At 71.6% G+C, this 25,838-nt stretch carries 22 protein-coding genes; 15 read left to right on the forward strand and 7 right to left on the reverse strand.

Annotation, left to right across the window (positions count from 1 at the left end):
• Positions 1–21: 21 nt before the first annotated feature.
• Positions 22–1,791: a ribosomal protection-like ABC-F family protein gene (gene abc-f, locus AB6L24_RS23205; RefSeq protein WP_405657980.1), complete on the forward strand. Its 1,770-nt coding sequence runs from the start codon at positions 22–24 to the stop codon at positions 1,789–1,791.
• A 151-nt stretch (positions 1,792–1,942) separates the two neighbouring features.
• Here the strand turns inward: abc-f and AB6L24_RS23210 are convergent, their stop codons facing one another.
• A complete protein-coding gene (locus AB6L24_RS23210) occupies positions 1,943–3,226 on the reverse strand; it encodes a DUF2993 domain-containing protein (protein ID WP_405657983.1) in 1,284 nt (427 codons plus the stop codon).
• A 53-nt stretch (positions 3,227–3,279) separates the two neighbouring features.
• Positions 3,280–5,115 carry a bifunctional metallophosphatase/5'-nucleotidase gene (locus AB6L24_RS23215; RefSeq protein WP_405657986.1) on the reverse strand — a complete coding sequence of 612 codons (1,836 nt, stop codon included), beginning with the start codon at positions 5,113–5,115 and terminating at the stop codon, positions 3,280–3,282.
• Positions 5,116–5,326: 211 nt separating this feature from the next.
• Here AB6L24_RS23215 and mshD point away from each other — a divergent pair, with 211 nt between their 5' ends.
• From mshD to AB6L24_RS23275, 12 genes are all read left to right on the forward strand, one after another.
• On the forward strand, positions 5,327–6,259 hold the full coding sequence (gene mshD, locus AB6L24_RS23220; RefSeq protein ID WP_380846598.1) for a mycothiol synthase: 933 nt from the start codon (positions 5,327–5,329) through the stop codon (positions 6,257–6,259).
• A gap of 111 nt (positions 6,260–6,370) precedes the next feature.
• Positions 6,371–6,811 carry a GntR family transcriptional regulator gene (locus AB6L24_RS23225; protein WP_405657991.1) on the forward strand — a complete coding sequence of 147 codons (441 nt, stop codon included), beginning with the start codon at positions 6,371–6,373 and terminating at the stop codon, positions 6,809–6,811.
• On the forward strand, positions 6,808–7,716 hold the full coding sequence (locus AB6L24_RS23230) for an ABC transporter ATP-binding protein (RefSeq protein ID WP_405657994.1): 909 nt from the start codon (positions 6,808–6,810) through the stop codon (positions 7,714–7,716). Before AB6L24_RS23225 ends, AB6L24_RS23230 begins: the two co-directional genes overlap by 4 nt.
• Positions 7,713–8,702 carry an ABC transporter permease gene (locus AB6L24_RS23235; RefSeq protein WP_405657997.1) on the forward strand — a complete coding sequence of 330 codons (990 nt, stop codon included), beginning with the start codon at positions 7,713–7,715 and terminating at the stop codon, positions 8,700–8,702. Before AB6L24_RS23230 ends, AB6L24_RS23235 begins: the two co-directional genes overlap by 4 nt.
• A 111-nt stretch (positions 8,703–8,813) precedes the next feature.
• A complete protein-coding gene (locus AB6L24_RS23240) occupies positions 8,814–11,207 on the forward strand; it encodes an RNA degradosome polyphosphate kinase (RefSeq protein ID WP_405658000.1) in 2,394 nt (797 codons plus the stop codon).
• Positions 11,188–12,555 carry a CHAD domain-containing protein gene (locus AB6L24_RS23245; protein ID WP_405658003.1) on the forward strand — a complete coding sequence of 456 codons (1,368 nt, stop codon included), beginning with the start codon at positions 11,188–11,190 and terminating at the stop codon, positions 12,553–12,555. Before AB6L24_RS23240 ends, AB6L24_RS23245 begins: the two co-directional genes overlap by 20 nt.
• Entirely contained in the window at positions 12,552–12,980 is a 429-nt protein-coding gene (locus AB6L24_RS23250; protein ID WP_380846616.1) for an NUDIX hydrolase, read from the forward strand. Before AB6L24_RS23245 ends, AB6L24_RS23250 begins: the two co-directional genes overlap by 4 nt.
• Before the next feature lie 350 nt (positions 12,981–13,330).
• Positions 13,331–14,452: a phosphate ABC transporter substrate-binding protein PstS gene (gene pstS, locus AB6L24_RS23255; RefSeq protein ID WP_405658006.1), complete on the forward strand. Its 1,122-nt coding sequence runs from the start codon at positions 13,331–13,333 to the stop codon at positions 14,450–14,452.
• Positions 14,453–14,557: 105 nt separating this feature from the next.
• Positions 14,558–15,583, forward strand: a complete 1,026-nt coding sequence (gene pstC / locus AB6L24_RS23260; protein WP_030362249.1) for a phosphate ABC transporter permease subunit PstC — start codon at positions 14,558–14,560, stop codon at positions 15,581–15,583.
• Positions 15,580–16,659, forward strand: a complete 1,080-nt coding sequence (gene pstA, locus AB6L24_RS23265) for a phosphate ABC transporter permease PstA (RefSeq protein WP_405658010.1) — start codon at positions 15,580–15,582, stop codon at positions 16,657–16,659. Before pstC ends, pstA begins: the two co-directional genes overlap by 4 nt.
• A 98-nt stretch (positions 16,660–16,757) precedes the next feature.
• Positions 16,758–17,534 (forward strand): phosphate ABC transporter ATP-binding protein PstB, encoded by a 777-nt coding sequence (pstB, locus tag AB6L24_RS23270; RefSeq protein ID WP_030362251.1) that lies wholly within the window; start codon positions 16,758–16,760, stop codon positions 17,532–17,534.
• Positions 17,535–17,798: 264 nt separating this feature from the next.
• The gene (locus AB6L24_RS23275; protein ID WP_405658014.1) at positions 17,799–19,235 is read left to right on the forward strand and encodes an integrin alpha pat-2; all 1,437 of its coding nucleotides are present in this window, start codon (positions 17,799–17,801) and stop codon (positions 19,233–19,235) included.
• 91 nt (positions 19,236–19,326) lie between these two features.
• On the opposite strand, the gene AB6L24_RS23280 is transcribed toward AB6L24_RS23275, so the two are convergent.
• Both AB6L24_RS23280 and AB6L24_RS23285 read right to left on the reverse strand, forming a co-directional pair.
• Positions 19,327–20,325, reverse strand: coding sequence for an anion permease (locus AB6L24_RS23280; protein ID WP_380846628.1), 999 nt, complete (start codon positions 20,323–20,325; stop codon positions 19,327–19,329).
• Positions 20,326–20,334: 9 nt separating this feature from the next.
• On the reverse strand, positions 20,335–20,955 hold the full coding sequence (locus AB6L24_RS23285; protein WP_016644813.1) for a DUF47 domain-containing protein: 621 nt from the start codon (positions 20,953–20,955) through the stop codon (positions 20,335–20,337).
• Positions 20,956–21,122: 167 nt separating this feature from the next.
• Between AB6L24_RS23285 and AB6L24_RS23290 the strand changes: the two genes are divergently transcribed.
• Positions 21,123–21,491, forward strand: a complete 369-nt coding sequence (locus tag AB6L24_RS23290) for a metal-sensitive transcriptional regulator (protein ID WP_289948997.1) — start codon at positions 21,123–21,125, stop codon at positions 21,489–21,491.
• Positions 21,492–21,583: 92 nt separating this feature from the next.
• Here the strand turns inward: AB6L24_RS23290 and AB6L24_RS23295 are convergent, their stop codons facing one another.
• Positions 21,584–21,775 (reverse strand): hypothetical protein, encoded by a 192-nt coding sequence (locus tag AB6L24_RS23295; RefSeq protein WP_405658019.1) that lies wholly within the window; start codon positions 21,773–21,775, stop codon positions 21,584–21,586.
• A gap of 112 nt (positions 21,776–21,887) precedes the next feature.
• Positions 21,888–22,712 (reverse strand): hypothetical protein, encoded by an 825-nt coding sequence (locus tag AB6L24_RS23300; protein WP_405658022.1) that lies wholly within the window; start codon positions 22,710–22,712, stop codon positions 21,888–21,890.
• Positions 22,713–23,144: 432 nt separating this feature from the next.
• Here AB6L24_RS23300 and AB6L24_RS23305 point away from each other — a divergent pair, with 432 nt between their 5' ends.
• Complete coding sequence (locus AB6L24_RS23305; RefSeq protein WP_405658025.1) at positions 23,145–24,722, forward strand: FAD-binding oxidoreductase; 1,578 nt, start codon at positions 23,145–23,147, stop codon at positions 24,720–24,722.
• Positions 24,723–24,801: 79 nt separating this feature from the next.
• Here AB6L24_RS23305 and AB6L24_RS23310 read toward each other — a convergent pair whose 3' ends face one another.
• The gene (locus tag AB6L24_RS23310) at positions 24,802–25,506 is read right to left on the reverse strand and encodes a phosphatase PAP2 family protein (protein WP_405658028.1); all 705 of its coding nucleotides are present in this window, start codon (positions 25,504–25,506) and stop codon (positions 24,802–24,804) included.
• Positions 25,507–25,838 lie beyond the last annotated feature (332 nt).

Consider the following 25,838-nt stretch of genomic DNA (forward strand, 5'->3'; position numbering starts at 1 on the left):
CGTCTGCGAAAGAAGCCTCACTTGTTCCGTGCCCCAGCAGCACCCGCCGCCACCGTCGCCGCCCCTGCCCTCGCCGCCCCCTCTCCCACCACCTCCCAGCTCACCCTCACCGACGTCACCAAGCGCTACGCCGACCACCTCGTCCTCGACCGCGTCCGTCTCACCGTCCGGCCCGGCGAGAAGGTCGGAGTCATCGGGGACAACGGCTCGGGCAAGTCCACGCTGCTGCGGCTGCTCGCCGGGCGCGAGCGGGCCGACAACGGCACCGTCACCGTCGTCGCCCCGGGCGGCACCGGGCACCTCGCCCAGACCCTGGACCTGCCGGACTGGGCACGCGTCGGCGACGCCGTCGACCTCGCGCTCGCCGAACTGCGGTCCCTGGAGCGCCGGATCCAGGCCGCCGGCGCGGACCTGGACGGCGCCGACCCGGCCGCGTACGACACCTACTCCGCGCTCGTCGCCCGCTTCGAGGCCCGCGGCGGCTACGGCGCCGACCGGCGCGTCGACATCGCCCTGCGGCACCTGGGCGAGCACACCGGCCTCGACCGCTCGCGGCGGCTCGGCACGCTCTCCGGCGGGCAGCGCTCCCGGCTCGCCCTCGCCGCGACCCTCGCCTCCGCGCCCGAACTGCTGCTCCTCGACGAGCCGACCAACGACCTCGACGACGAGGCCGTGGCCTGGCTGGAGGAGCGGCTGCGCGCCCACCGCGGCACCCTCGTCGCCGTCACCCACGACCGGACGTTCCTTGACCGCGTCACCGACACCATCCTGGAGGTCGACCATGTCACCCGATCCGTGCGCCGCTACGGCGACGGCTACGCGGGCTACCTGACCGCCAAGGCCGCCGAACGGGCCCGGCACGAGCGGGAGTACGAGGACTGGCGTGCCGAAGTGGCACGGCAGTCGCGGCTCGCCGACTCGGGCATCGCGCGGCTCGACGCCATCCCGCGCAAGGCCCCCGCGGCCTTCAGCGGCGCGGGCGCCTTCCGGGCCCGGTCGCGGGCGCACGGCGCGATGGGCCGCATCCGCAACGCCCGCGAACGCCTCGGCCGGCTCACGGAGAACCCGGTGTCCGCGCCGCCGCAGCCGCTGCGGTTCGCTGCGAGCGTCGTGGGAGTGGCCGACGGTGCGGTCGAGGTGGCCGATCTGCGGGTGCCCGGGCGGCTCGCCCTGGACTCCCTGCGGGTTCCGGCCGGTGGGCGGCTGCTCGTGACCGGGCCCAACGGGGCCGGGAAGTCGACGCTGTTGCGGGTGCTCGCGGGGGAGGTCGAGCCGTCGCCGGGGGCGATGGTCCGGCGGCCCGCCCGGGTCGGGCTGCTCCGACAGGTCGCGGCGCCGCTGTCGCCCGCGGAGGCCGCGCGCTCGCTCCTCGCCTCCTTCGGTGAGGACCGCGCCGAGGAGCTGCTCGCGCTCGGCCTCTTCCGGGAGTCCGACCTGCGGCGCCCGGTCGGTGCCCTGTCCACCGGCCAGCGCCGTCGCCTCGAACTCGCCCGCCTGGTCACACGCCCCTACGACCTGCTCCTCCTGGACGAGCCGACGAACCACGTCTCGCCCGCGCTGGTGGAGGACCTGGAGGCGGCGCTCGCCACGTACGCGGGCACGCTGATCGTCGTCACGCACGACCGGCGCCTCCGGGCGGGTTACCGGGGCCGGACCCTGGCCCTGGGTCACCCTTCCTGGGGCTCCGCCCCAGACCCCGCTCCTCAAACGCCGGAGGGGCTGTCTCCCACCCACCCGCCCAAACCTGCACCCCTGCACGCAGACGGCACCCCCAGCCCGTCCGGCGTTTGAGGACGAGGCGCGGAGCGCCGATTCGAGGGAGGACCGTCCCACCCGCCACGGGACGACCGCCTACGGGGTCCAGGGGCGCAGCCCCCCACGCGGCGGAGCCGCAAATTGTCACAGCCGGGAAGGGGCGGGATCGGGGAAAGCCCCGCAGGGACTACGTCCCGAAGCCGATCCCGTACCCCTCGACCCCCACCCGTATCCCGTCCTCCTCCACCGTCACACCCCGCAACCGCATGGCCCCCTCGCCAGGAAGCTTCGGCAGTTCGAAGGAGAGGGAGAGCCGGTCGACGAGGACGGGCCGGGTGAGGTCGTCGAGGCCCTTGAGGAGGGCGGGGTCGAGGCCGAGGCGCTTCAGGAGGGCGGGGTGCCCGGCCGCCACGTCGATCAGGTTCAGCCGCATCACGTCGTCGACGAACTCCGGCGACCCGGTGACGTCGTTGAGCTTGGCGTCGCTGCGCAGCGCCTCGCGCACGGCGCCGTCCGGCACCCCGAGGCGCCGGGCGATCTCGGGCACCGCGAGCAGCGCCTTGGCCTGGGACGACTCGTCGGCGACGCGGCGCGCGCCGGTGCGGCTGAGGTGCAGGCCCTCGGACTCCCGCGCGCCGGGCCGGTAGGTCGCCATGTCGCCGATGTCGAGGCGCATCCGGTCGATGTCGGTGGCGACACCGCGCTCGCCGTTGCGCTCGATGCGGGCGTCGGCGCGGACCTTCAGGTCGTGCCCGGCGACGGGCAGGGTGCCGCGGGCGTACACCTTGTCGCGGCCGTGGCCGGTGAAGGTGACCTGGGAGGCGCCGAGCTCCCGGTTGAGGTCGTCGAAGGAGAGGAGCACCTCGCCGCGCATCCGCCCGATGACGGCGCCGGTCAGGGAGGTGGGCCCGTCGCCCTCCATGGTCACGTCGGTGGCGGTCGCGGAGACCTTGGCGAGCGAGACGCGGTCGGCGGCGACGTCGGGCACGGTCACCTTCACCTCGTCCAGGCGCTGGTCGAGAACCTGGGTGAGGAAGGGGAAGCCCTCGATGTCGACCTCGGGGGCCGCGCTCAGGTCCAGCTGGTCCTTGAGCTTGTCGGCGGCCTCGTGCTCGGCGTAGAGCAGGGCCCAGCGGTCGGCGAGGACCAGGAACGCGGCGGCGACGGCGAGGGCGACGACGACCTTGGCGGCCAGGGGGAGCCCGGCGAACCGGTTGCGGCGGCGACGGCTGCCGCGCCGGTGGTTGGGCGGCTCCCAGGGAGCGTCGGCCTTGTCCTCGGCGTCCTCGCTGTCCGCCTTGTCCGCGCTGTCCGCGCTGTCCTCCTTGAGGAATTCCTCCAGGGGGTTGGGCGCGAGGGCGCCGAGCTCTTCGTACGGATTGTGGCGAGATGTCTCAACGTACGGCTGGTGGGGGGATATCTCTTCTGACGCTGACGGAGCATGTGCGGCTATGCGGTGGGGGGAACGCATCAGTCGATCTCACCATACGTTCACACCCCACCCCAAGCTCGTTCGCCGGAGAGCTACTTCACAACGGTAATGCGGTCCGCCTTCGGCGGTGCGATCGGCTTGTCCGCCGAGGAGTTGGCCGCGAAGTAGTCGTTGAGCGCCTTCAGGTCGTCCGCGCCGACCAGCGGGTTCTTGCCCTTGCCGAGTTCGGCGAAGCCGTCGCCGCCGCCCGCGAGGAAGGAGTTCAGGGCGACGCGGTAGGTGGCGTTCGCATCGATCGCCTTGCCGTTCAGCTTCACGGAGTCGGTGACGATCCGGTCGGCGCCGGACTTCGTCATGTCGAGCGTGTACGTGAAGCCGTCGGAGACCTGGAGGATCTTCGGCGAGGCCTCGTTCGGGCCGCTGACCTGCTGGCGCAGCGCGGTCAGGAGCTGCGCGCCGGTGAGGTCGATCAGGTTCACGGTGTTGCTGAAGGGCTGCACGGTGAACGCCTCGCCGTACGTCACGACCCCGTCGCCCTCACTGCCGCTCGCCTTGTGGACGAGGTCGGAGCGGATGCCGCCCGGGTTCATCAGGGCCAGGCTCGCCTTGGGGTCCAGGGACTTGGCGTGCGCGAGCTGCGCGTCGGAGATCAGGTCACCGAGCGGGGACTCGGGCGAGGTGGCGCCGCGGCCGGGGATGTCGCCGGAGATGAAGCCGACGGGCTTGCCGGCGATGGGGGCCGCGAGCTTGTCCCAGCGCTTGATGAGGCGCCGCATGTCACGGGCCTTCGACTGCGTGCGGCTGACGACGTGGTTCGCCGACTTCACGCTGGTGCGGACGATGTCCTTGGTCTTTCGGTCGTACGTCAGCGTGGTGTCCGTGTAGAGCTTTCCGTACGAGGACGCCGAGGTGACCATGCGCGGCTTGCCGGAGGGGTCCGGGATGGTGCAGACGTACGCCTGGTGGGTGTGGCCGGTCACGAACGCGTCGACCTTGGGCGAAGCGGCCTTGGCGATCGCGGTGATCGGGCCCGAGATGCCGTCGCCCGCGCCCGGGGAGTCACAGTTGTAGTTGTACGCCTGGCTCGCCGGGGAGCCGCCCTCGTGGATGAGCGTGACGATCGACTTCACGCCCTGCTTGTCGAGGATCTTCGCGTACTTGTTGATCGTCTCGACCTCGTCGTGGAACTTCAGGCCCTTGATGCCGTCGGCCGAGACGATGTCCGGGGTGCCCTCCAGGGTCAGCCCGATGAAGCCGATCTTCACGCCCTTGTGCTTCCACACCGAGTAGGGCTTGAGGAGGGGCTTGCCGGTCTTCTCCTTGGTGACGTTCGCCGTGAGGTAGGGGAAGTCGGCGCCCTTGAACTTCTTCGGCTTGCCGTGCCTGTCCTTCTCGTAGCAGCCGTCCTTGGGGTGGCAGCCGCCGTTCTGGATGCGTGCCAGTTCCTTGGCACCCTCGTCGAACTCGTGGTTGCCGACGCTGGAGACGTCGAGGTCCATCTTGTTCAGGGCCTCGACGGTCGGCTCGTCGTGGAAGAGCCCGGAGAGCAGCGGGCTGCCGCCGATGAGGTCGCCGGCCGCCGCGGTGATGGAGTACGGGTGGCCCTTGCGGGCCGTGCGCAGGGACGTCGCCAGGTACTCGGCGCCACCCGCGTCGATCTTCTTCTCGGTCCCGTCCGGCTGCTTCTCGGTGACCTGGCCCGAGGAGCCCGCGGGGGCCTGGAGGTTGCCGTGGAAGTCGTTGAAGGACAGGAGCTGCACGTCGACCGTGCGCTTCTTGTCCTTGGCCATGGCGCCGTCCCGCGCGTCCTGCCCGGCACTCGCGGGCAGGGCGACGGCGAGCGCCCCGACGGTGGCGATGCCTGCCGCGACGGCTAGGACGCGGGTGGCTCGGCGCCTGGGCCTTCGGTGCTTCGGTATGGCCGACACGGGTTCCCTCCGGGGGGTGTGAGGACGACTTGGGCCGTCGGGCAGCCTATGGTCGACGCGCGTAGCGCAACAGAGCTCCGCTGGTTACAGGGTGGTTGCCATTTGTCTGCCGACTGGCTTCGGCCGAGGTTTGACCGGGCTGCGCGCTCGTCCTCAATCGCCGGACGGGCTCAGTGAGTCCGCCCCCTGCCCGTCGCCGTACCCTCGACCCATGACTGACGAGCAGCCCGCCAAGGCATCCGCCCTCCGCCAGATCGACACTCTCGACGTGCTCACGGCCGACCAGGCCGAGGCCGTGCTCGGGCTGCTCGCGGAGGCGGCTCGCACGGACGGCCAGCAGGCCGTTTCCGAGCAGGGACGGCTGCAACTGCGGGGCGGGGCCCGACCGGGCGTGCGGCATCTGCTGCTCTCCGTCGACAGCGAGTTCGTGGGCTACGCCCAGCTCGAGGACACCGACCCCGTCGAGGCCCCCGCCGCCGAGCTGGTCGTGCATCCGGCGCACCGGGGGCACGGGCACGGGCGGGCGCTCGGCACCGCGCTGCTCGCGGAGTCGGGGCGGCGGCTGCGGGTGTGGGCGCACGGCGGGCACTCGGCGGCGCGGCACCTGGCCCAGGTGCTCGGGCTCACGCTGTTCCGGGAACTGCGGCAGATGCGGCGCCCGTTGGCGGACCTGGACCTGCCGGAGCCGGTGCTGCCGGAGGGTGTGCGCGTACGTGCCTTCGTGCCCGGCGAGGACGACGCCGCCTGGCTCGCGGTGAACGCCGACGCCTTCGCCCACCACCCCGAGCAGGGCTCCCTGACCCAGCGCGACCTCGACGACCGCAAGGCCGAGCCGTGGTTCGACCCGGCCGGGTTCTTCCTCGCCGAGCGGGAGGCGGACGGTGATCTGGTCGGCTTCCACTGGACGAAGACGCACGCGGCGGAGCGGCTCGGCGAGGTGTACGTCGTCGGGGTGCGGCCCGGTGCGCAGGGCGGCGGGCTCGGCAAGGCGCTCACCACCATCGGTCTGCGGCACCTCGCGGCGGCCGGGCTCCCGACGGCGATGCTGTACGTCGACGCGGACAACAAGGCGGCGGTGAGCGTGTACGAGCGCCTCGGCTTCGTCACGCACGAGACGGATCTGATGTACCGCACGGAGTCCTGACCCGGGGTCCGGGCGAGCGCGCAACAACCCGGGGGGCGGCGTCACTTGACGCCGCCCCCTCTTTTGCATCACCCTTTCACTACTCAATTAGTGAAAGGGTGGTGCAAGGCAGTGGTCGAGTACCGCATCGACCGGCGCAGTGGCGTCGCCACCTACCTCCAGATCGTCCAGCAGACCCAGCAGGCCCTGCGCCTCGGCCTGCTGGCGCCCGGCGACAAGCTGCCCACGGCACGCGAGGTGGTCGAGGCCACCGCCATCAACCCGAACACGGTCCTGAAGGCCTACCGGGAGCTGGAGCGCGAGGGCCTGGTCGAGGCCCGCCGCGGCCTCGGCACCTTCGTCCGCAGGTCGCTCGGGAGCGCGCCCGCCGACTCCCCGCTGCACGGCGAACTCCTGGAGTGGGCCGCGCGCGCCCGCGCCGCGGGGCTCGACCGGGACGACGTGGCCGCGCTGTTCGCGGCCGTACTGGAGGAGAAGTTCCCGCAAGCGACCCGCGGCGCGCGGCAGCAACCCGTACCGCACGGAGCACCCACCGAGGGGGACCCCGCATGACCGACACCGCCATCGAGGCGGCCGACCTCGCCCTGACCTACGGCCGCCGCCGACCCGCCCTGCGCGGCTGCTCCTTCCGCCTCGCCGCGGGCCGCGTCTGCGCGGTCGTCGGCCCCAACGGCGCGGGCAAGTCCACGCTGCTCGCGCTCGCCGCGGGCCTGCTGCGGCCCACGTCCGGACGGCTCGCCGTGCTCGGCACCGCCCCGGCCGACGTCCGCACCAGGATCGCGTACGTGGCGCAGGACAAGCCGCTCTACCCGCGGCTCACCGTCGCCGAGACGCTGCGGCTCGGCGCCGAGCTGAACCCGGGCCGCTGGGACGCCGCCCTCGCCGCACGGGTGGTGGCCGCCGGGGAACTCGACCCGGGCGCCCGCGTCCGCTCCCTCTCCGGCGGCCAGCGCACCCGCGTCGCGCTCGCCCTCGCGCTCGGCAAGCGCGCCGAACTCCTGCTCCTGGACGAGCCGATGGCCGACCTGGACCCGCTCGCCCGCCACCAGCTGATGGGCACGCTGATGGCCGAGGCCGCCGAACACGGCACCACCGTCGTCATGTCGTCCCACATAGTCGGCGAACTCGCTGAGACCTGCGACCACTTGCTCCTCGTGTCCGGCGGCCGGGTCCGGCTCGGCGGCGGCATCGACGACCTGGTCCACGCCCATTCCCTGGTCACAGGGGCACGGCCGCTCACCGATCTCGCGGCGCACACCGTCGTCGAGTCCCACGCCACCGGCCGCGGCCTCACCGCCCTCGTACGCTCCGAAGGACCCCTGCGCCTCGACAGCGGCTGGGACGTCGAAGAACCCTCCCTGGAGGAGCTGTTGCTCGCCCATCTCCGCTCCCCCGACGCGCCGCCGCTGCTCACCCCCGGCGCGAACCCCGACGACCGCGTGGCGGTGACGGCATGACGACCGCCTCCCTGCACCCGGCCGCGACGAAGCCGGCCCGCGCCTCCTTCCTGCCCGGCGCCCACCGGTCCGTCCTGCGCCTGCACCGCGCCACCCTGTGGTCCGCGCTCGCGCTCGTCGTCCTCGCCTTCGCCGTGACGGGCTACGTGCGCCTGGCCCACGAAGGCAACCCCGGACTCATCAAGCCCTTCGGCCTCTCCAACGCCGAAGACCTGCTCCACACGTACCTCCAACGCGGCGCGGTCGCCCTGCTCTTCGTGCCGCTCGCCGTCGCCGCCTTCACCGCGGGCCCGCTCGTCGCCCGCGAACTGGAGGCCGGGCTGCACCGGTTCGCCTGGGCGCAGGGGGACTCACCGGCCCGCTGGCTCGGCGCGCGCCTCGCCGTGGCCGCCGCGCTCGCCGTCGCCGCGGGCCTCGCGGTCCTCGGCGTCTTCCAGGCCGGCGGCTCCGGACTCGTGCACGCCGTGGGGGACTCCCTGCACCTGGGCTGGTCCGACGGCCCGGTGTACGCGGCCACCGGGCCCGTCGCCGTCGCGTACTGCCTGCTCGCCGCCGCCGTCGGCGCGCTCGCCGGGCTGCTCCTGCGCCGCACCCTGCTCGCCGTGTCCGCCGCGGGCGCCGTCACCGGCGCCGTCCTGTGGCTGCTCGGCAGCGTCCGCTGGGACCTCTTCCCGGTCCGCACCGCCACCGGCTCCAGCGCCCGCGACCGCACCAACTGGTTCCCCGGCGACGTCCCCGCCGACAACTACGTCGTGGACCAGGGCGTCACCAACGCCGCCGGAGAGCGCTTCGCCCCTGGCCAGTGCCTCCCCGATCAGGCCGCCCCCTCCTGTCCCGCCGACACCCGCGTCGTCGAGGCGTGGGCGGACTTCCACCCCCGGTCGCACTTCTGGTACGTACAGCTCATCGAGTCCGGGATCGTCCTCGCGCTCGCGGCCGCGGCGGTGTATGCCTGCTTCCGGGTGCTGCGCCGTCGGACGCCCTGAACTGCCCCTGAGGCACGCTCTCCCGTGCAGATGCCTGGGGGTCTCTATGCGAACCCCCAGGCGTCATGTCGGCGTAACCACTGATTCAGACAGCCTTGCGACGCTCAGGCAATGCAGCCCCCCACCGTGCCCGAACCCGCGCAGGACGGAGCGCGCCCGAACGGCCAGGCCCGTCTCGCGCCCGAGGCCTTCGGCGCGCCCGGAGCGGGCACCACGCGGAACAATGGGCGCATGAGCGAGCCCACCGCGCAGTCCGACAACCAGCACGCCGACGTTCCCGGAGTGCGCCACGCGCAGCCGTCCGTCGGCTCCCTCGCCGCCCACCGGCCGCACACCATCGCGGCCACGGTCTCCGACCTGGACCCCGACATCGACGCCGATCTCGACGGGTACGACGAGGACGCCCAGGCCGGGTACGGCGGCGCGGAGCTGCCGCAGGGCCGCTTCCTGGACCGGGAGCGCAGCTGGCTCGCCTTCAACGAACGCGTCCTCGAACTCGCCGAGGACCCGAACACCCCGCTCCTGGAGCGGGCGAACTTCCTCGCGATCTTCGCCTCGAACCTGGACGAGTTCTTCATGGTCCGGGTGGCGGGCCTGAAGCGGCGCATCGCGACCGGCGTCGCCACCCGTTCGGCCTCGGGCCTGCAGCCCCGCGAGGTCCTTGAGCTGATCTGGTCCCGCTCCCGTGAGCTCATGGCCCGGCACGCCGCCTGCTACCAGGAAGAGGTCGCCCCGGCGCTCGCCGACGAGGGCATCCACGTGGTGCGCTGGAACGAGCTCACCGACAAGGAGCAGTCCCGGCTCTACACCCTCTTCATGCACCGGATCTTCCCGGTCCTCACTCCCCTGGCCGTGGACCCCGCGCACCCCTTCCCGTACATCTCGGGCCTGTCCCTGAACCTCGCCGTGGTGATCGAGAACCCGGTCACGGGCCACGAGCACTTCGCGCGCGTCAAGGTCCCGCCGCTCCTGTCCCGCTTCCTGGAGGCCTCCCCGCAGCGCTACGTCCCCATCGAGGACGTCATCGCCGCGCCCAAGCACCTCCAGGAACTGTTCCCGGGCATGAACATCAAGCAGCACCACATGTTCCGCCTCACCAGGAACGAGGACCTGGAGGTCGAGGAGGACGACGCCGAGAACCTCCTCAAGGCCCTGGAGAAGGAACTGATGCGGCGCCGCTTCGGGCCGCCGGTGCGCCTGGAGGTCGAGGAGTCCATCGACCGCAAGGTGCTCGACCTGCTGATGCGGGAGCTGAAGATCGGCGAGTCCGAGGTGCACCCGCTGCCGGGCCCCCTCGACCTCACCGGCCTGTTCTCCATCGCGGGCCTGGACCGGCCCGAGCTGAAGTACCCGAAGTTCGTCGCGGGCACCCACCGCGACCTCGCCGAGGTCGAGTCGGCGTCCGCGCCCGACATCTTCGCGGCCCTGCGCGGCGACCACGACGTGCTCCTGCACCACCCCTACGACTCGTTCTCCACGTCCGTGCAGGCCTTCCTGGAACAGGCCGCCGCCGACGAGAACGTCCTCGCCATCAAGCAGACGCTGTACCGCACCTCGGGCGACTCCCCGATAGTGGACGCGCTCATCGACGCCGCCGAGTCCGGCAAGCAGGTCCTCGTCCTGGTCGAGCTGAAGGCCCGCTTCGACGAGCAGGCCAACATCAAGTGGGCCCGCAAGCTGGAGGAGGCCGGCTGCCACGTCGTGTACGGCCTGGTCGGCCTGAAGACCCACTGCAAGCTGTCGCTCGTGGTCCGGCAGGAGGGTGACAACCTTGTCCGGTACTCCCACGTGGGCACCGGCAACTACCACCCCAAGACCGCCCGCCTCTACGAGGACCTGGGGCTGCTCACCGCCAACCAGGAAGTCGGCGCCGACCTCTCCGACCTCTTCAACCGGCTTTCGGGCTACTCGCGCCGCGAGACCTACCGGCGCCTCCTCGTCGCCCCCAAGTCCCTGCGCGACGGCCTGATCACCCGCATCAACCGGGAGATCCAGCACCACCGCGCGGGCCGCCCCGCCTACGTCCGCATCAAGGTCAACTCGATCGTGGACGAGGCCGTCATCGACGCGCTGTACCGGGCCTCGCAGGCCGGGGTGACGGTGGACGTGTGGGTGCGCGGGATCTGCGCGGTACGGCCCGGGGTCGCGGGCCTGTCCGAGAACATACGCGTGCGCTCCGTGCTCGGCCGCTTCCTGGAGCACTCCCGGATCTTCGCCTTCGGCAACGGGGGCGAGCCCGAGGTGTGGATCGGCAGCGCCGACATGATGCACCGCAACCTCGACCGCCGTATCGAGGCGCTGGTCAGGGTGATGGCCCCGGCGCACCGGGCGACCCTGAACCGGCTCCTGGAGACCGGCATGTCGGACACCACGGCCTCGTGGCACCTGGGGGCGGACGGCAACTGGACGCGGCATGCCACGGACCCGGACGGCCAGCCCCTGCGGAACGTACAGGAGATGCTCATAGACGCCCGGAGGCGCCGGCGTGGCACAGCAACACCATGAGATGACGGCGGGCGAGACGCTGTCGGTCTACCTGCAGGACCAGGCGACCGACTTCCTCCGCTCGCTGCGGCTGCACCGCGAGTCCTCTACGGACACGCACGGCGCCGAGGAGTCCCTGGAGGCGGCGCGGGCCCTGCGGCGCGCGTCCCGCAGGGTCGGCGCCACGCTGCACACCTTCCGGCCCCTCCTGGACCCGGAGTGGACGGAGTCGCTGCGGCCGGAGCTCGCCTGGCTCTCCGGCACGCTGGCCCGCGAGCACGCGTACGCCGCCCGCCTGGAGCGGCTCCTCGGCGCCCTCCACCGCCTGTCCTCCCCGCCGCCGCCCGCACCCTCGGCCCCGCTGCCGAGCCCATCGGCACCACCGCTTCGCGGTGGATACGCCCCACCCACCCACCCGGCACCCGGAACCGACCGGTGGCCCGGAGGCAGCCCGGGCGCACCCCTGCCCGGAGCCGCGGCCAGGACCACCCCCGGCCCAGCACCCACAGCCGACGTCCCCACCGCTGTGGGCAGGCACTCCGCAGGGCAGGCCCCACCCGCAGCCGCTCGTGATGCCGTATCCGCTGTGGGCAGGCGCCCCGCAGGGCGATGGGGGTCCCCCCGGTCGAGCGGAGCCGAGAGTGGGGGCGGGTGGGCACAGCCCCCGGCCGACGGCGCCGATACGGCCCAGTCCCGCCAGGCCGGCCTCCCCGCGCAGGCCCCCGCCTCGGGCCCCGCCAAGAAGCCCACCGGCCCCCTCGCCATAGGCGCGGCCAAAGCCGCCGCGCTCCTGGAGCGGCAGCTCACCCTGGCCCGCACCCGGGCCCACTCCGCCGCGCTCCAGGCCTTCGGCTCCTCCCGCTTCCACGCGGTGGCGGACAACGTGGCCGTCCTCGCCAGCGAGGTCCCCCTGTCCGCCACCCCGGACGCCGACCTCAAACCCCTGGCCGCGACGGCCGAACAGCACCTGGCGGAGGCGGTCGCCGACCTCCCCCTGCTCAGGGCGGGCCACCCGTACAACGCGGAGGCCCTGGTCCACGGCCTCGCCGCGGAGACCGCGCCGGAGGCCCAGGACGCCCCCTGGCTGAAGGTCCGCTCCCTGCTGCGCCTGCACCGCTACGCCCAGGAGGTCCTCCTCGGCGAGGCCCCCGTCGACCCCCGCATCCTCCAGGCGGGCCAGGCCCTGGACCTGCACCGCGAGGCCTCGGACGCGGCGGCGGCCGCCGCGTCGGCGGCCCGCACCCCCCGCATCGCCCCGGCCACCGCGTACGCCCTCGGCGTGCTGCACGCCGACCAGCGCCACGAGGTGGAGGCGGCGAGGTTCGCCTTCCAGCAGGCCTGGCTCCGCGAGGCGGTCACGGCGCCATGACGGGGCCGCCGGACCTGATCCGCGCGGCGGGCTGCGTGCTGTGGCGCCGCGCGGCGGTACCGGGCGGCCTTGAGGTCTGCGTGGTGCACCGGCCGAAGTACGACGACTGGTCGCACCCCAAGGGCAAGCTGAAGCCGGGCGAGTCCCCGCTGGCGGGCGCCGTGCGCGAGGTGGGGGAGGAAACCGGCCACGGCTGCGTCCCCGGCCCGCCCCTGCCCACGGTCCACTACCGCACCGGCGGCCGCCCGAAGGTGGTCCACTACTGGGCCGCCGAGGCCACCGAAGGACACTTCACCCCCAACCGCGAGGTCGACCGCCTCCGCTGGCTCCCCCCTGCCGAGGCCCGCGACCGCCTCACCCAGATCCGCGACCGCGAGCTCCTGGACGCCCTGCTCACCACGTTGCACCCGGTGGACGAGTCCTGAGCGAGGTGTGCGCGCCGGACGGGCACCGGAGACTGTGAGTGCCCGGTCGGACGCGTGCGGTGACACCATGCTGGTCGGCGGCACCCCTCCCACGGGATGCCGCCGCCTCGCCGCGCCTGTGGCGACGTAATACGACCGTGACCTAACCACAAAGTCCGCGTAGGTTCACCGCGCGTTCATTTACGGCCATCGGTCACTTCACCTGATCTGCCTAATTTCGGCCCTACGTGATGCGTGGCGCGATCGCACAGACCGCCGGGCAGCCCGTGCCAGAACCCACGGCCACCCACGGCCACTCGTACAGACTTCGCACGCCGCCGCCCGGCGGCTCCCGGAAGGAACTCCCGACAGTGAAGCTTCAGCGCATGAACCGGCGGGCCCTCACCCTCGGTGCTCTCGCCGTCTCCGGCGCCCTGGCCCTCACGGCGTGCGGCTCGGACGACGACGGCAGCAGCAACGGCGGCAAGAAGACCAACGCCAACAGCAACATCGACTGCGACAACGCCAAGGGTCAGCTCATGGCCTCCGGCTCGTCCGCGCAGAAGGGCGCGATCGACGCCTGGGTCAAGCAGTACCGCGCGGCCTGCAAGGACGTGCAGCTGCAGTACAAGCCGGACGGCTCCGGCGCCGGCATCACCTCCTTCCTCCAGGGCCAGACCGCCTTCGCGGGCTCCGACTCGGCCCTGAAGCCCGAGGAGATCGCCGAGTCCAAGAAGGTCTGCAAGGGCAGCCAGGCCATCGACCTGCCGATGGTCGGCGGCCCGATCGCGATCGCCTACAACGTCCCGGGCGTCGACAGCCTCACCCTGGACGCGAAGACCGTCGCCGACATCTTCAACGACAAGATCAAGACCTGGGACGACAAGGCGATCAAGAAGCTCAACCCCGACGCCAAGCTCCCCGGCACCAAGATCCAGGCCTTCCACCGCTCCGACGAGTCCGGCACCACGGACAACTTCACCAAGTACCTGAAGGGCGCCGCGCCGTCCGCGTGGCCGCACGAGCCCGCGAAGGTCTGGGCGGCCAAGGGCGGCCAGTCCGCGAGCGGTTCCTCCGGCGTCGCCCAGCAGGTGAAGCAGACCGAGGGCGCCATCTCCTACATGGAGCTGTCGTACGCCACCGAGGGCATCAAGACCGTCGACATCAAGACGGGCGCCAAGGAGCCGGTCAAGGCCACCGTCGACAACGCCTCCAAGGCCATCTCCGAGGCCAAGGTCGTCGGCAAGGGCAAGGACCTCGCCATGGAGCTGAACTACAAGCCCACGGCCGAGGGCGCGTACCCGATCATCCTCGTCACGTACGAGATCGTCTGCGAGAAGAACAACAAGAAGGACACCCTCGAGACCACGAAGTCCTTCCTGAACTACATCGCCAGCGAGGACGGCCAGTCCGTCCTGAAGGACGAGGCGTACGCCCCGATGCCGACCGAGATCATCACCAAGGTCCGAGAGACCGTCAAGGGCCTGAGCTGAATCTGAGCGCGGCCCGCCTCCCCGGCGGGCCGCGCCGTCCGGTGCACCGCCGCCAGGAGCCACCCGCGCCGAAGGCACGGCCGGCTCCGCAGACCGGAGAACCCCATGGACATACCTACCGACACCCCTCCCCCGCCCTCGCACGTCGAGGACGCCAAGCCGACGACCACCGAGCAGAAGCGCGCCGCGCGCGGCGCCACCCGACCCGGTGACCGGATCTTCCTCGCGCTCTCCCGGGGCTCCGGCATCACGCTGCTGCTGATCATGGCCGCCGTCGCGGCCTTCCTCGCCTACCGCGCGTCGATCGCGCTCGCGGACAACGAGGGCAGCTTCCTCACCACCTTCGAGTGGGACCCCGCGGGTGCCCTGCACGACGGCAAGCCCTACTTCGGCATCGCCGTCCTGGTCTTCGGCACCATCGTGAGCTCGATCATCGCGCTCGTGATCGCCGTGCCCGTGGCCATCGGCATCGCGCTGTTCATCTCGCACTACGCGCCGCGCAGGCTCGCCGCCCCCATCGCCTTCGTGATCGACCTCCTGGCCGCCGTGCCCTCGATCGTGTACGGCCTGTGGGGCGCCCTCGTGGTCGCCCCGAACCTCACCGGGCTCTACAGCTGGCTCGACGACTACTTCGGCTGGACCGGCATCTTCGAGTACCAGGGCGGCGCCCCGCGCTCCCTCATGACCGTCGGCATCCTGCTCGCGATCATGATCCTGCCGATCATCACCAACGTGAGCCGCGAGGTCTTCCTCCAGGTCCCGAAGATGCACGAGGAGGCCGCGCTGGCCCTCGGCGCCACGCGCTGGGAGGTCATCCGCATGTCGGTGCTCCCCTTCGGCCGCTCCGGCATCATCTCCGCCTCGATGCTGGGCCTCGGCCGCGCGCTCGGCGAGACGATCGCCGTGGCCACCGTGCTCTCCCCGACCTTCGTGATCCAGGCCTCCGTGCTCGACTACGGCGGCGGCACGTTCGCGCAGAACATCGCCAGCAAGTTCAGTGAGGCCAGCGAGTACGGCCGGGACGCCCTCATCGCCTCCGGTCTCGTCCTCTTCGTCATCACTCTCCTTGTCAACGGCGCGGCCCGGCTCATCATCGCCCGCCGCAAGGAGTACTCGGGGGCCAACGCATGAGCACCACGACCGTCAAGCCCACCGGTACCCCCGGCGGCAAGCCCGCCCCGTCCGAGCTGCAGCGGGCGCGCCTGCCCCGCTGGGCGCCCTACGTCATCGCCGTCGGCTCCCTCGCCGTGGGCAGCGGCATCGGCCTCGCGGCCGACCTCAGCTCCCGCCTCCAGTGGGGCCTCATCTCGGCGATCCTGTTCGTCGGCGTCTCGTACTTCCTCGCGGCGACCGTCGAAGGCACCCGGCAGGCCAAGGACCGCCTGGCCACCTCGCTGGTGTGGGTCATGTTCCTGCTGGCCGTCGTGCCGCTGGCCTCGCTCATCCTCGAGACCGTCCAGCGCGGCACGAAGGTCTTCGACGGGTACTTCCTGAGCCACTCGATGGGCGTCGTCGCCGACGACGAGCCCGGCGGCGGCATCTACCACGCGATCATCGGCACCCTGGAGCAGGTCGGCCTCGCCTGCCTGATCGCCGTGCCGATCGGCCTGCTCACCGCGATCTACCTCGTCGAGTACGGACGGGGCAAGCTCGCCAAGGCCGTCACCTTCTTCGTCGACGTGATGACGGGCATCCCGTCGATCGTCGCCGGTCTGTTCGTCCTCAGCTTCTGGATCCTGATCCTGGGCTTCGACTTCTCCGGCTGGGCCGGCGCCATGGCGCTGTCGATCCTGATGATGCCGGTGGTCGTCCGCTCCACCGAGGAGATGCTGAAGCTCGTCCCGAACGAGCTGCGCGAGGCATCGCTCGCCCTCGGCGTACCGAAGTGGCGCACCATCCTGAAGGTGGTCCTGCCCACCGCGATCGGCGGCATCACGACCGGCGTCATGCTGGCCGTCGCCCGTATCGCGGGCGAGACCGCGCCCGTGCTGCTCCTGGTCTGGACGAACCCGTTCATCAACACGGACCCGTTCAACGGACCGCAGGGCTCGCTGCCGCTGTACATCTACCAGCAGTACGCGTCCGGCACGAACGCCGGTTACGACCGTGCCTGGGCAGCGGCGCTCGCGCTGATCGCCTTCATCATGATCCTCAACCTCGTGGCCCGCGGCATCGCCCGCTGGAAGGCCCCGAAGACCGGTCGCTGACGCGACCATCCGGCTCCGCCTGCGCGAGAGCATTCGGCTCCGCCGAGTGGGGCCAGACAGCGACCGACAGCAGACTTCCGAAAGAAGCAGTGATCTCCATGGCCAAGCGAATCGACGTATCGGGCCTCAACGCCTACTACGGTTCCCACAAGGCGATCGAAGACATCTCCATGACCGTGGAGCCGCGCTCCGTGACGGCCTTCATCGGTCCGTCCGGCTGCGGCAAGTCCACGTTCCTGCGCACCCTGAACCGCATGCACGAGGTCACCCCCGGCGGCCGCGTCGACGGCAAGGTGCTCCTCGACGGCGACGACCTGTACGGCTCCGGCGTGGACCCGGTGAACGTGCGCCGCACCATCGGCATGGTCTTCCAGCGCCCCAACCCCTTCCCGACCATGTCGATCTACGACAACGTCGCGGCGGGCCTGAAGCTCAACGGCTCGTACAAGAAGAGCGAGCTGAACGACGTCGTCGAGAAGTCCCTCAAGGGCGCCAACCTCTGGAACGAGGTCAAGGACCGCCTGAACAAGCCCGGCTCCGGCCTCTCCGGCGGCCAGCAGCAACGCCTGTGCATCGCCCGCGCCATCGCCGTGGAGCCGCAGGTGCTCCTGATGGACGAGCCGTGCTCGGCGCTCGACCCGATCTCCACCCTCGCCATCGAGGACCTGATCGGCGAGCTGAAGGAACGCTTCACGATCGTCATCGTGACGCACAACATGCAGCAGGCGGCGCGCGTCTCGGACCGCACGGCCTTCTTCAACCTCGCGGCGGTCGGCCAGCCCGGCAAGCTCATCGAGATCGACGAGACGGAGCGCATCTTCTCCAACCCGTCGGTCCAGGCCACCGAGGACTACATCTCCGGCCGCTTCGGCTAGACCTCACCGGCCGGACAGAACTCCCCGCGGTGCTGCATGGCGGTGCCACCGCAGGGACGAAAAGGGCCCGCCCCCTGGCTCCCGGGGGGCGGGCCCGCATCACTTTCCCGTCCCGCCCCGGCCGCCCTTCCCGCCTCTCCCGTGTGCGGCTCTCCCGTATGCGGCGTCACCACAACTATCCGCGCCCCCCGTTGGTCAACATCGGCATCAGGACCTGGCCGGAATCCGTTCCCGGCCCGGCACACACCCTGGGGGGACCCTCTCTTGCGCAGCACCACCTATCTCACAGCCGCGGCCTGCGCCGCGGCCCTGCTGAGCATCACCGCCCCGGCCCAGGCCGCGCCCGCGGCCCCCGCCGAGGCGGCCGCCGCGAAGGACGCCGCCGACTTCAACGGCGACGGCTACCCGGACCTGGCGATCGGCGCGCCCAGCGCCAAGATCGACGGCATCAAGCGGGCCGGGCTCGTCTCGATCGTCTACGGCTCCGCCGAGGGCCTGAAGTACGACAAGCAGCAGCTGATCAGCCGGGCGACGCCCGGCGTCCCGGGCGACCCCAAGGCCTCCGACTACGGCTGGGGCAACAAGGCCGACCACGGCGACCTCGACGACGACGGCTACGACGACGTGCTGATCAGCGCGGGCGGCGACCAGCTCGTGCTGTGGGGCGGCAAGGACGGCATCAACGGCGGCACCCAGGTCGCCGCCGGCGACGGCAGCTCCGCGGAGTCCCCCGCCTTCCGCTCCGGCTGGCACGGCATCGGCGACGTCAACGGCGACGGCAAGGACGACATCGTCGGCGGCGCCCAGGTCGGCCCGTGGGAGGGCGAGTCCAAGTGGGGCCTCGGCATGCTGTACGGCCCCATCAACCGGACCACCGGCAAGCCGGCCGCCATCCACTACAAGGACACCCAGGCCGAGGACGGGTTCTCCGTCAGCGGCGCCGAGATCGGCGACATGACCGGCGACGGCATCGACGACCTGGTGGTCATGGGCTCCATCCGCAGGCCCTACTGGGAGTCCGAGGCCCGGGTCCTGAAGGGCACCCGAGACGGCCTGGTCTTCGGCGGCACGCTCAACTCCCGCTACACCGGCACCTTCGGCGATCTGAACGGCGACGGCTACCAGGACTTCGTCGGCACCCCGCAGGCGTCCGACGTCAAGAACTACGGCGGCATCTCCGTCACGTACGGCGGCCCGGACGGCGTGAGCAAGACCCTGCCCGCCCGCGTCTACGACCAGGACAGCCCGGGCGTCCCCGGCGTCAACGAGAAGGGCGACCGCTGGGGCACCGACGTGGCCGTCGGCGACCTGGACAAGGACGGCTACGGCGACCTCCTGGTCGGCGCGTCCTGGGAGTCCGCGACGGACCCGGCCACGGCCGTGTCCGGCTCGGTCACCATGCTGCGCGGCAGCAAGACGGGCGTCACCACCGAGGGCGCCAAGGTCCTCACGCAGAACTCCAAGGGCATCCCCAGCACCTCCGAGAAGTCGGACCACTTCGGTGAGGCCGTCTCCGTCCTCGACGCCGACAAGAACGGCACCCCCGAGGTCTACGTCGGCGGCCCCGGCGAGGACACCTGGGTCGGCCGCACCTGGCAGCTCCAGACCGACAAGAGCGGCATGATCGGCACCGGCGCCAAGAGCTTCAACCTCGGCGGCGGCTACGGCTCCGCCCACTTCGGCGAGTACTTCGCGAAGTAACGGCGTACGCGCGGAGCGCCTCCGTACACACAAGTGCCCCCGGCCCGGATCACCACGATCCGGACCGGGGGCACTCCCGCATCCCGCGCCGCTACAGGAACGCCAGATTCACGATCCAGAAGCTCAGCGCCGCGACCAGCGCCGCGGCCGGCATGGTGATGAACCAGCCGAGGATGATGTTCTTGGCGACGCCCCAGCGCACCGCGTTCACCCGCTTGGTCGCACCGACACCCATGATCGCGGACGTGATGACGTGGGTGGTCGAGATCGGCGCGTGGAACATGAACGCGGTGGTGAACATGATCCCCGCGCCCGTGGTCTCCGCGGCGAAGCCCTGCGGCGGGTCCAGCTCGATGATCTTGCGGCCGAGGGTGCGCATGATGCGCCAGCCACCGGCGTACGTACCGAGGGACAGCATCACCGCACAGGAGATCTTGACCCAGATCGGGATCGGGTCGCCCGCGTCCTCGACATCGGCGATGACCAGGGCCATCACCACGATGCCCATGGTCTTCTGGGCGTCCTGGAGGCCGTGGCCGAGCGCCATGCCGGCCGCCGAGACGGTCTGCGCGATCCGGAAGCCGCGCTTGGCCTTGTGCGGGTTGGACTTGCGGAACATCCACATGATCGCGCACATCACCAGATAGCCGACCAGCAGACCGACCAGCGGCGACAGGAACATCGGGATGACGATCTTCTCGACGACCCCGGACCAGATCACCCCGATGCCGCCCGCGAGCGCCGCGCCCACCAAACCGCCGAAGAGCGCGTGCGACGAGGAGGAGGGCAGGCCGAAGTACCAGGTGACGAGGTTCCAGACGATGGCGCCGACCAGACCGGCGAAGAGGATCCACATCCCCTTGGTGCCGTGCGGCGTCTCGATAAGACCCTCGCTGACCGTCTTGGCGATGCCGCTGCCGAGGAAGGCACCGGCGAGATTCATGACCGCGGCCATGGCGAGCGCCGCGCGTGGCGTAAGCGCCCGCGTGGAGACGGAGGTGGCGATGGCGTTCGCGGAGTCGTGAAAGCCATTCGTGTACGTGAAACCGAGCGCGACGCCAATGGTCACGACCAACGCGAAGGTGTCCATGGAGGTGCCTCAGGACTCCTTGACCGCGATGGTCTCCACGGTGTTGGCGACGTGCTCGAACGCGTCGGCCGCCTCTTCCAGCACATCGACGATCTGCTTGAGCTTCAGCACCTCGATGGCGTCGTACTTGCCGTTGAAGAGGTGGGCGAGCAGCTTGCGGTGGATCTGGTCGGCCTGGTTCTCCAGGCGGTTGACCTCGATCCAGTATTCGGTGAGGTTGTCCATGGTGCGCAGATGCGGCATGGCCTCGGCCGTCAGTTCGGCGGCGCGGGCGAGGACCTCGATCTGCTGCTCGACGCCCTTGGGGAGCTCCTCGACCTGGTACAGAACGACCAGGTCGACGGCCTCCTCCATGAAGTCCATGATGTCGTCGAGCGAGGACGCGAGGGAGTAGATGTCCTCGCGGTCGAACGGCGTGATGAACGAGGAGTTCAGCTGGTGGAAGATCGCATGCGTCGCGTCGTCCCCCGCGTGTTCCGCGGCCCGCATACGCTCAGCGATCTCGGCTCGGGCCGAGGCGTCGGCCCCGAGCAGTTCCATCAGGAGCTTGGAGCCGGTGACGATGTTGTCCGCGGATGCGGCGAACATGTCGTAGAAGCTCGTCTCCCTGGGGGTCAGACGAAATCGCACGTGGGGTCCTCGGGGTGCTTTGGATGCGGTCAGGCTGATGCTAGGCGCATCATCCGGCCACGGCTAACCGGCCGGACCCCAGTGTCGCCCATCAGGCACAGTGATCAGCACACCACCCGAGGAATCGGCTACCCTATACCCACCAGGGGTATGCACAGGAGGACGCGATGACGACCACAGAGGCAGCCGCGGCGGCCACGACCGAAGCGCCCTCCGGCGAGGACCAGGCGGCAGCGGCGGGCACGGCCCATCAGACACACGGCTACCACAAGCAGAAGGACGAGCACCTCAAGCGACTGCGCCGCATCGAGGGCCAGATCAGGGGCCTGCAGCGGATGGTCGAGGAGGACGTCTACTGCATCGACATACTCACGCAGGTCTCCGCCGGCACGAAGGCCCTGCAGTCCTTCGCCCTGCAGCTCCTGGAGGAGCATCTGCGCCACTGCGTCGCGGACGCGGCGGTCAAGGGCGGTGACGAGATCGACGCGAAGGTCGAGGAGGCGACGAAGGCGATCGCGAGGATGCTGCGCACCTGAGGTGACGCGGCGCGACCGCCCGCGGCAGGCAGTGAAGGCGGGTGGGTGGGTGGGGAGATCCGCCGCGAAGCGGCGGACACGGCGACCAGGGCCTAGGGCCGGGATTCGTCCCGGGCCACCCCACCGTCCCCGTCGAAGACCCTGAGCACCTCGTCGATCCGGTCGGCGCTGAGCCGCTCACCGCGCGCGGCGGACGCCGCGATGATCAGGTCTCCGCACAGCTCGATCTCGGCGAGGGCAACGTGGTCCTGAACTGCCGTTCCGCCCACCGGAGCCACGTTCACCACCTCTTCCTGACCACACTCGTGCCGGTATCGGCTTCCTAGAGTAGGGAGCGGCCTACGCACCGCGCATGGCACGGACGGACCATATTCCACCCCTCACCCGTGCAACGGCTCAACGCTCGGCGATCTTCCCGGTGAAGATGTCACCGGCCGCGGGGAGCCGCACCCGCACCGGCGCCCCGTACCCGTAGAGCGAGGTCGTCGACACCACCGTCGCGTCCGCGACCCGGAAGCGGTGGCGCACCTCACGCAGCCGCCCCCGCCCGTCGAGGTAGGCGTCGAACGGCACCCCGGCCTTGCTGAACCCTTTCTCCACCGCGGTCCGCAGCGCGGTCCTGTGCTCCTTCGAGGCCGTCCGCACGGCCCGGGCCAGGTCCACCACGCCGCGGTAGTGCCGCACGTCGACGCCGCCGAGACGGGTCCGCTCCACATACGTCACCTCGCCCGCGCCGCGCAGGAGTTCGGCCGCGGCGAACGGGTCGGTGGCGCCGCCGGTGACGAGGTTCCCGTCGGACAGGGACGCCGTCTCGATGTGCACCCACTTGTCGGCGGGCACGCCCGCGCCCCGGTTCTTCATGTACAGGTCGCCGCCCGCGAGCAGCTCGGTCACGGGCGGCCTGCGCCCGGCCCGCCTGCCCGCGGGGTCCTGCGGAAGGACGACGTCGAGGCGGCCGACGCGGCGCCGGAAGTCGTACCCGCCCCGGCCCGTGACGGTCACGCGGGTGCCGCCGCTGGCCATCTCCATGGCCGTGCGCGCCTTCGAACTCCCGGCGCGCACCAGGGAGTCGGGGGCCGCGCGCACGGTGCCGACGGGGTCGGCCGCCGCCGGGTCGTCGCTGGCCGCGGCCCCGCCGCCGGCGCACGCCGTGACCAGCGCCATCAGCGCCGCCGCACCCGCCACGGCCGCTCCGCCCCTGTGCCCGCGCCGCTGCCCCATCGCCCCGTCGACCCCCAGCCCTTCCCGCCTCGACCGCCCGGCCCTTGCCGTTTCGCTTAACGACCGGTCCGAGGGGTCGTCACGCGGGAGCGGGTTCACCCGGCGGGCGTACCGTGGTCGCGTGGCTGAGCAGCGACCTCCGGAACCGCACCGGACCTCGACCGTCGAGAACGGCCCGTTCTGCGCCGCCCGGTGCACCTGCGGCTGGCGGGGTCCGGCCCGAAGAGCGCGCAGCAGGGCCCGCACGGACGCGGCGGATCACTTGGCGCAGCCGGTGTAGCCCGCTCGCGGCGCCCGCCGGCGGAGCGGTTCGCGGCGCCCGCGGCAGAAACGTTCTCCTCGCACCTGACGCGAACGTTCACGGGGCCCTGTGACGGGAACCCCCGAAGCGCCCGCGCCGTCTCGTTGTGCGGGAAGCAACGGGAGGGCCTCATGCAACGACGTACGTTCCTCGGAACGACGACCGCCGCGCTCGCGGCGGCCACCACCGCCTGCACCAGCGGCGCGGACTCCGGCGGCGGGGCGAGCGGCACCGCCACCACGCGCACCACGCGCACCAGCACCACGCCGATCAGGACGGCCGCCGCCTCCGCCCCGGCAAGCCTCGCCGCCCTCGCCCGGGACCTGGACGGCACCCTGGTCCGCCCGAACGAGGCCGCCTGGGCCACCGCCCGCCAGCTCTACAACACCCGCTTCGACAACCTGAAGCCGACCGCCGTCGCCTATGTCGCGGGCGTCGACGACATCCGCACCACCCTGGCCTACGCCCGCGCCCACGACACCCCCGTGTCCATCCGCAACGGCGGCCACTCGTACGCCGGTTGGTCCTCCGGCACCGGCCGCCTCGTCATCGACGTCTCCAAGCTGAACCGCGTCCGCTCCAGCGGCACCACCGCCACCATCGGCGGCGGCGCCAAGCTCATCGACGTCTACCGCGCCCTCGCCGCGAAGGGCGTCACCATCCCCGCGGGCTCCTGCCCCACCGTCGGCATCAGCGGCCTCACCCTCGGCGGCGGCCACGGCGTGGTCTCCCGCGCCTACGGCCTGACCTGCGACAGCCTCACCGGCGCGACCCTCGTCACGGCGGACGGCAAGCAAATACGGGCCAGCAAGAGCGAGAACAAGGACCTCTTCTGGGCGCTGCGCGGCGCGGGCAACGGCCAGTTCGGCATCGTCACCGAGCTGACCTTCCGCACCCACCCCGCCCCGCAGGCCGTCTCCGCGTATCTGACCTGGCCCTGGTCGAAGGCAACCGCCGTCCTCAAGGCCTGGCAGGAGTGGGGGCCCTCGCAGCCGGACGAGATCTGGTCGTCGGCGCACCTCGCGGCGGTGCCGGGCGGCACGCCCACCATCTCCGTGGCCGCGTTCTCCCTCGGCACGTACGGCTCGCTGCAGAACGCCGTCGACCGCCTGGCCGACAAGGTGGGCTCGCCCGCGCGCAGCGTCTCGCTGAAGCGGCGCACCTACGAGCAGGCGATGGAGGTGTACGCGGGCTGCTCGTCGTTCGCCTCGGACGCCCAGTGCCATCTGCCGGGCTCGACGCCGGGCCGCACGCCGAGCGGCGCGCTCGGCCGGGAGACGTACGCGGCCCGCTCGGACTTCTTCGACCGCTCCCTGTCCGCCGCGGGCATCCGGGCGCTGCTCCACCAGATCGAGGGCGTGCGGGGCGAGCGCGGCACCGCGGGCAGCATCGCCCTGACCGCGCTCGGCGGCGCCATCAACCGCGTCGACCCGACGGCCACGGCGTTCGTCCACCGCCGCTCGCGGATGCTCGCCCAGTACATCGTGTCCTGGCGCGCGGGCACCTCGGGGAGCACCGCGCAGTCCTGGCTGAACACGGCCCACACCGGGATGCGGCGGTACGCGTCCGGGGCGGCGTACCAGAACTACGCGGACCCGACGCTCACCAACTGGCGGGAGGCGTACTACGGGCAGGCGGCGCCGCGCCTGAAGAAGCTGAAGAAGCAGTACGACCCGACGCGGTTCTTCTCGTTCCCGCAGGCGCTGTAGCTCGTTCCCGCAGGCGCTGTAGCTCCTTCCCGCAGGCGCTGTAGCTCGTTCCCGCAGGCCCTCGTCGCCGTCCCCCGGGCTAGGCCGCCAAGTCCCGCTCGTCGGACCCCGGCGCCGTCTCCTGCTCGGCCAGGGCGGCGACCGGCTCGACCTCGCCGGAGCCGCGCCACACCAGGCGGGAGGCCTTCCCGGAGCGGGCGACGGCCTTGGCGACGGGGGTGAGCAGGGCCATGGCGAGCGGCGAGAGCAGCAGCGCGACCGCCGTGCCGAGCGCGAACCCGCCGACCACGTCGGTGGGGTAGTGCACGCCCATGAAGACCCGGCAGAAGCCCTCGGCGACGGCGAGCGCGATCCCGGCGACGCCGAACTTGCGGTGGGCGACGAAGAGGCCGACGCCGATGGCCATGGCGAGCGTCGCGTGGTCGCTCACGAAGGAGTAGTCGGTCTTGCCGTCGACCAGGACCTCGAGGCCCTGGTGGTCCACGAAGGGGCGCGGGCGTTCCACGAAGCCCCTTATCGGCACGTTCACCAGGACGGCGATGCCGGCGGCGAGCGGCGCCCACACGACGGCGGCGACGGACGAGGCCGCGTCGTCGAGGACCGGGCGGCGGCGGGCACCCCACCAGCACCACACGACGAGCAGGACCAGGGCGAGCAGGAGTCCGTACTCACCGACGAACTCCATGGTCCGCGCGAGCCAGCCGGGGGCGTCCTCGGCCAGGCCGTTGATGTCGTAGAGCAGGCTGACGTCGGGGTTCGACCCGGAATCATCGAGTCCAGCCATGATGCTGCGGCCCCTTGTCTTCTCACTCGCGAGCGCACGTGGTCGTGCGCCCTTCCATCAACCCCCGTGGTCAGTGCAGTCGTGCCGCTGGTTCAGTGCTCCCCGCGCTGTTCTTCGCGTACGTGCCGTACCAGACAAGGGAACGCCTGGTCCCCTTCCATACGTTCCACTCTCCACCGAATGATCACTCAGACGTTATCGAAGAGAGATTCATCGCCGCAGCTCAGGGGGCTGCTTCAACGGAGGGTTCAAGCCAGCTCGGGCGCCGCGCGCGCCGTGCGCGCGCCCTCCGCTCCGCTCCGGAGCGCCCTCCCGCGAGCACCGGATCGAGC

Source organism: Streptomyces sp. RK9 (assembly GCF_045070545.1).
In the GTDB taxonomy this organism is placed as follows: Bacteria; Actinomycetota; Actinomycetes; order Streptomycetales; family Streptomycetaceae; genus Streptomyces; species Streptomyces alboflavus.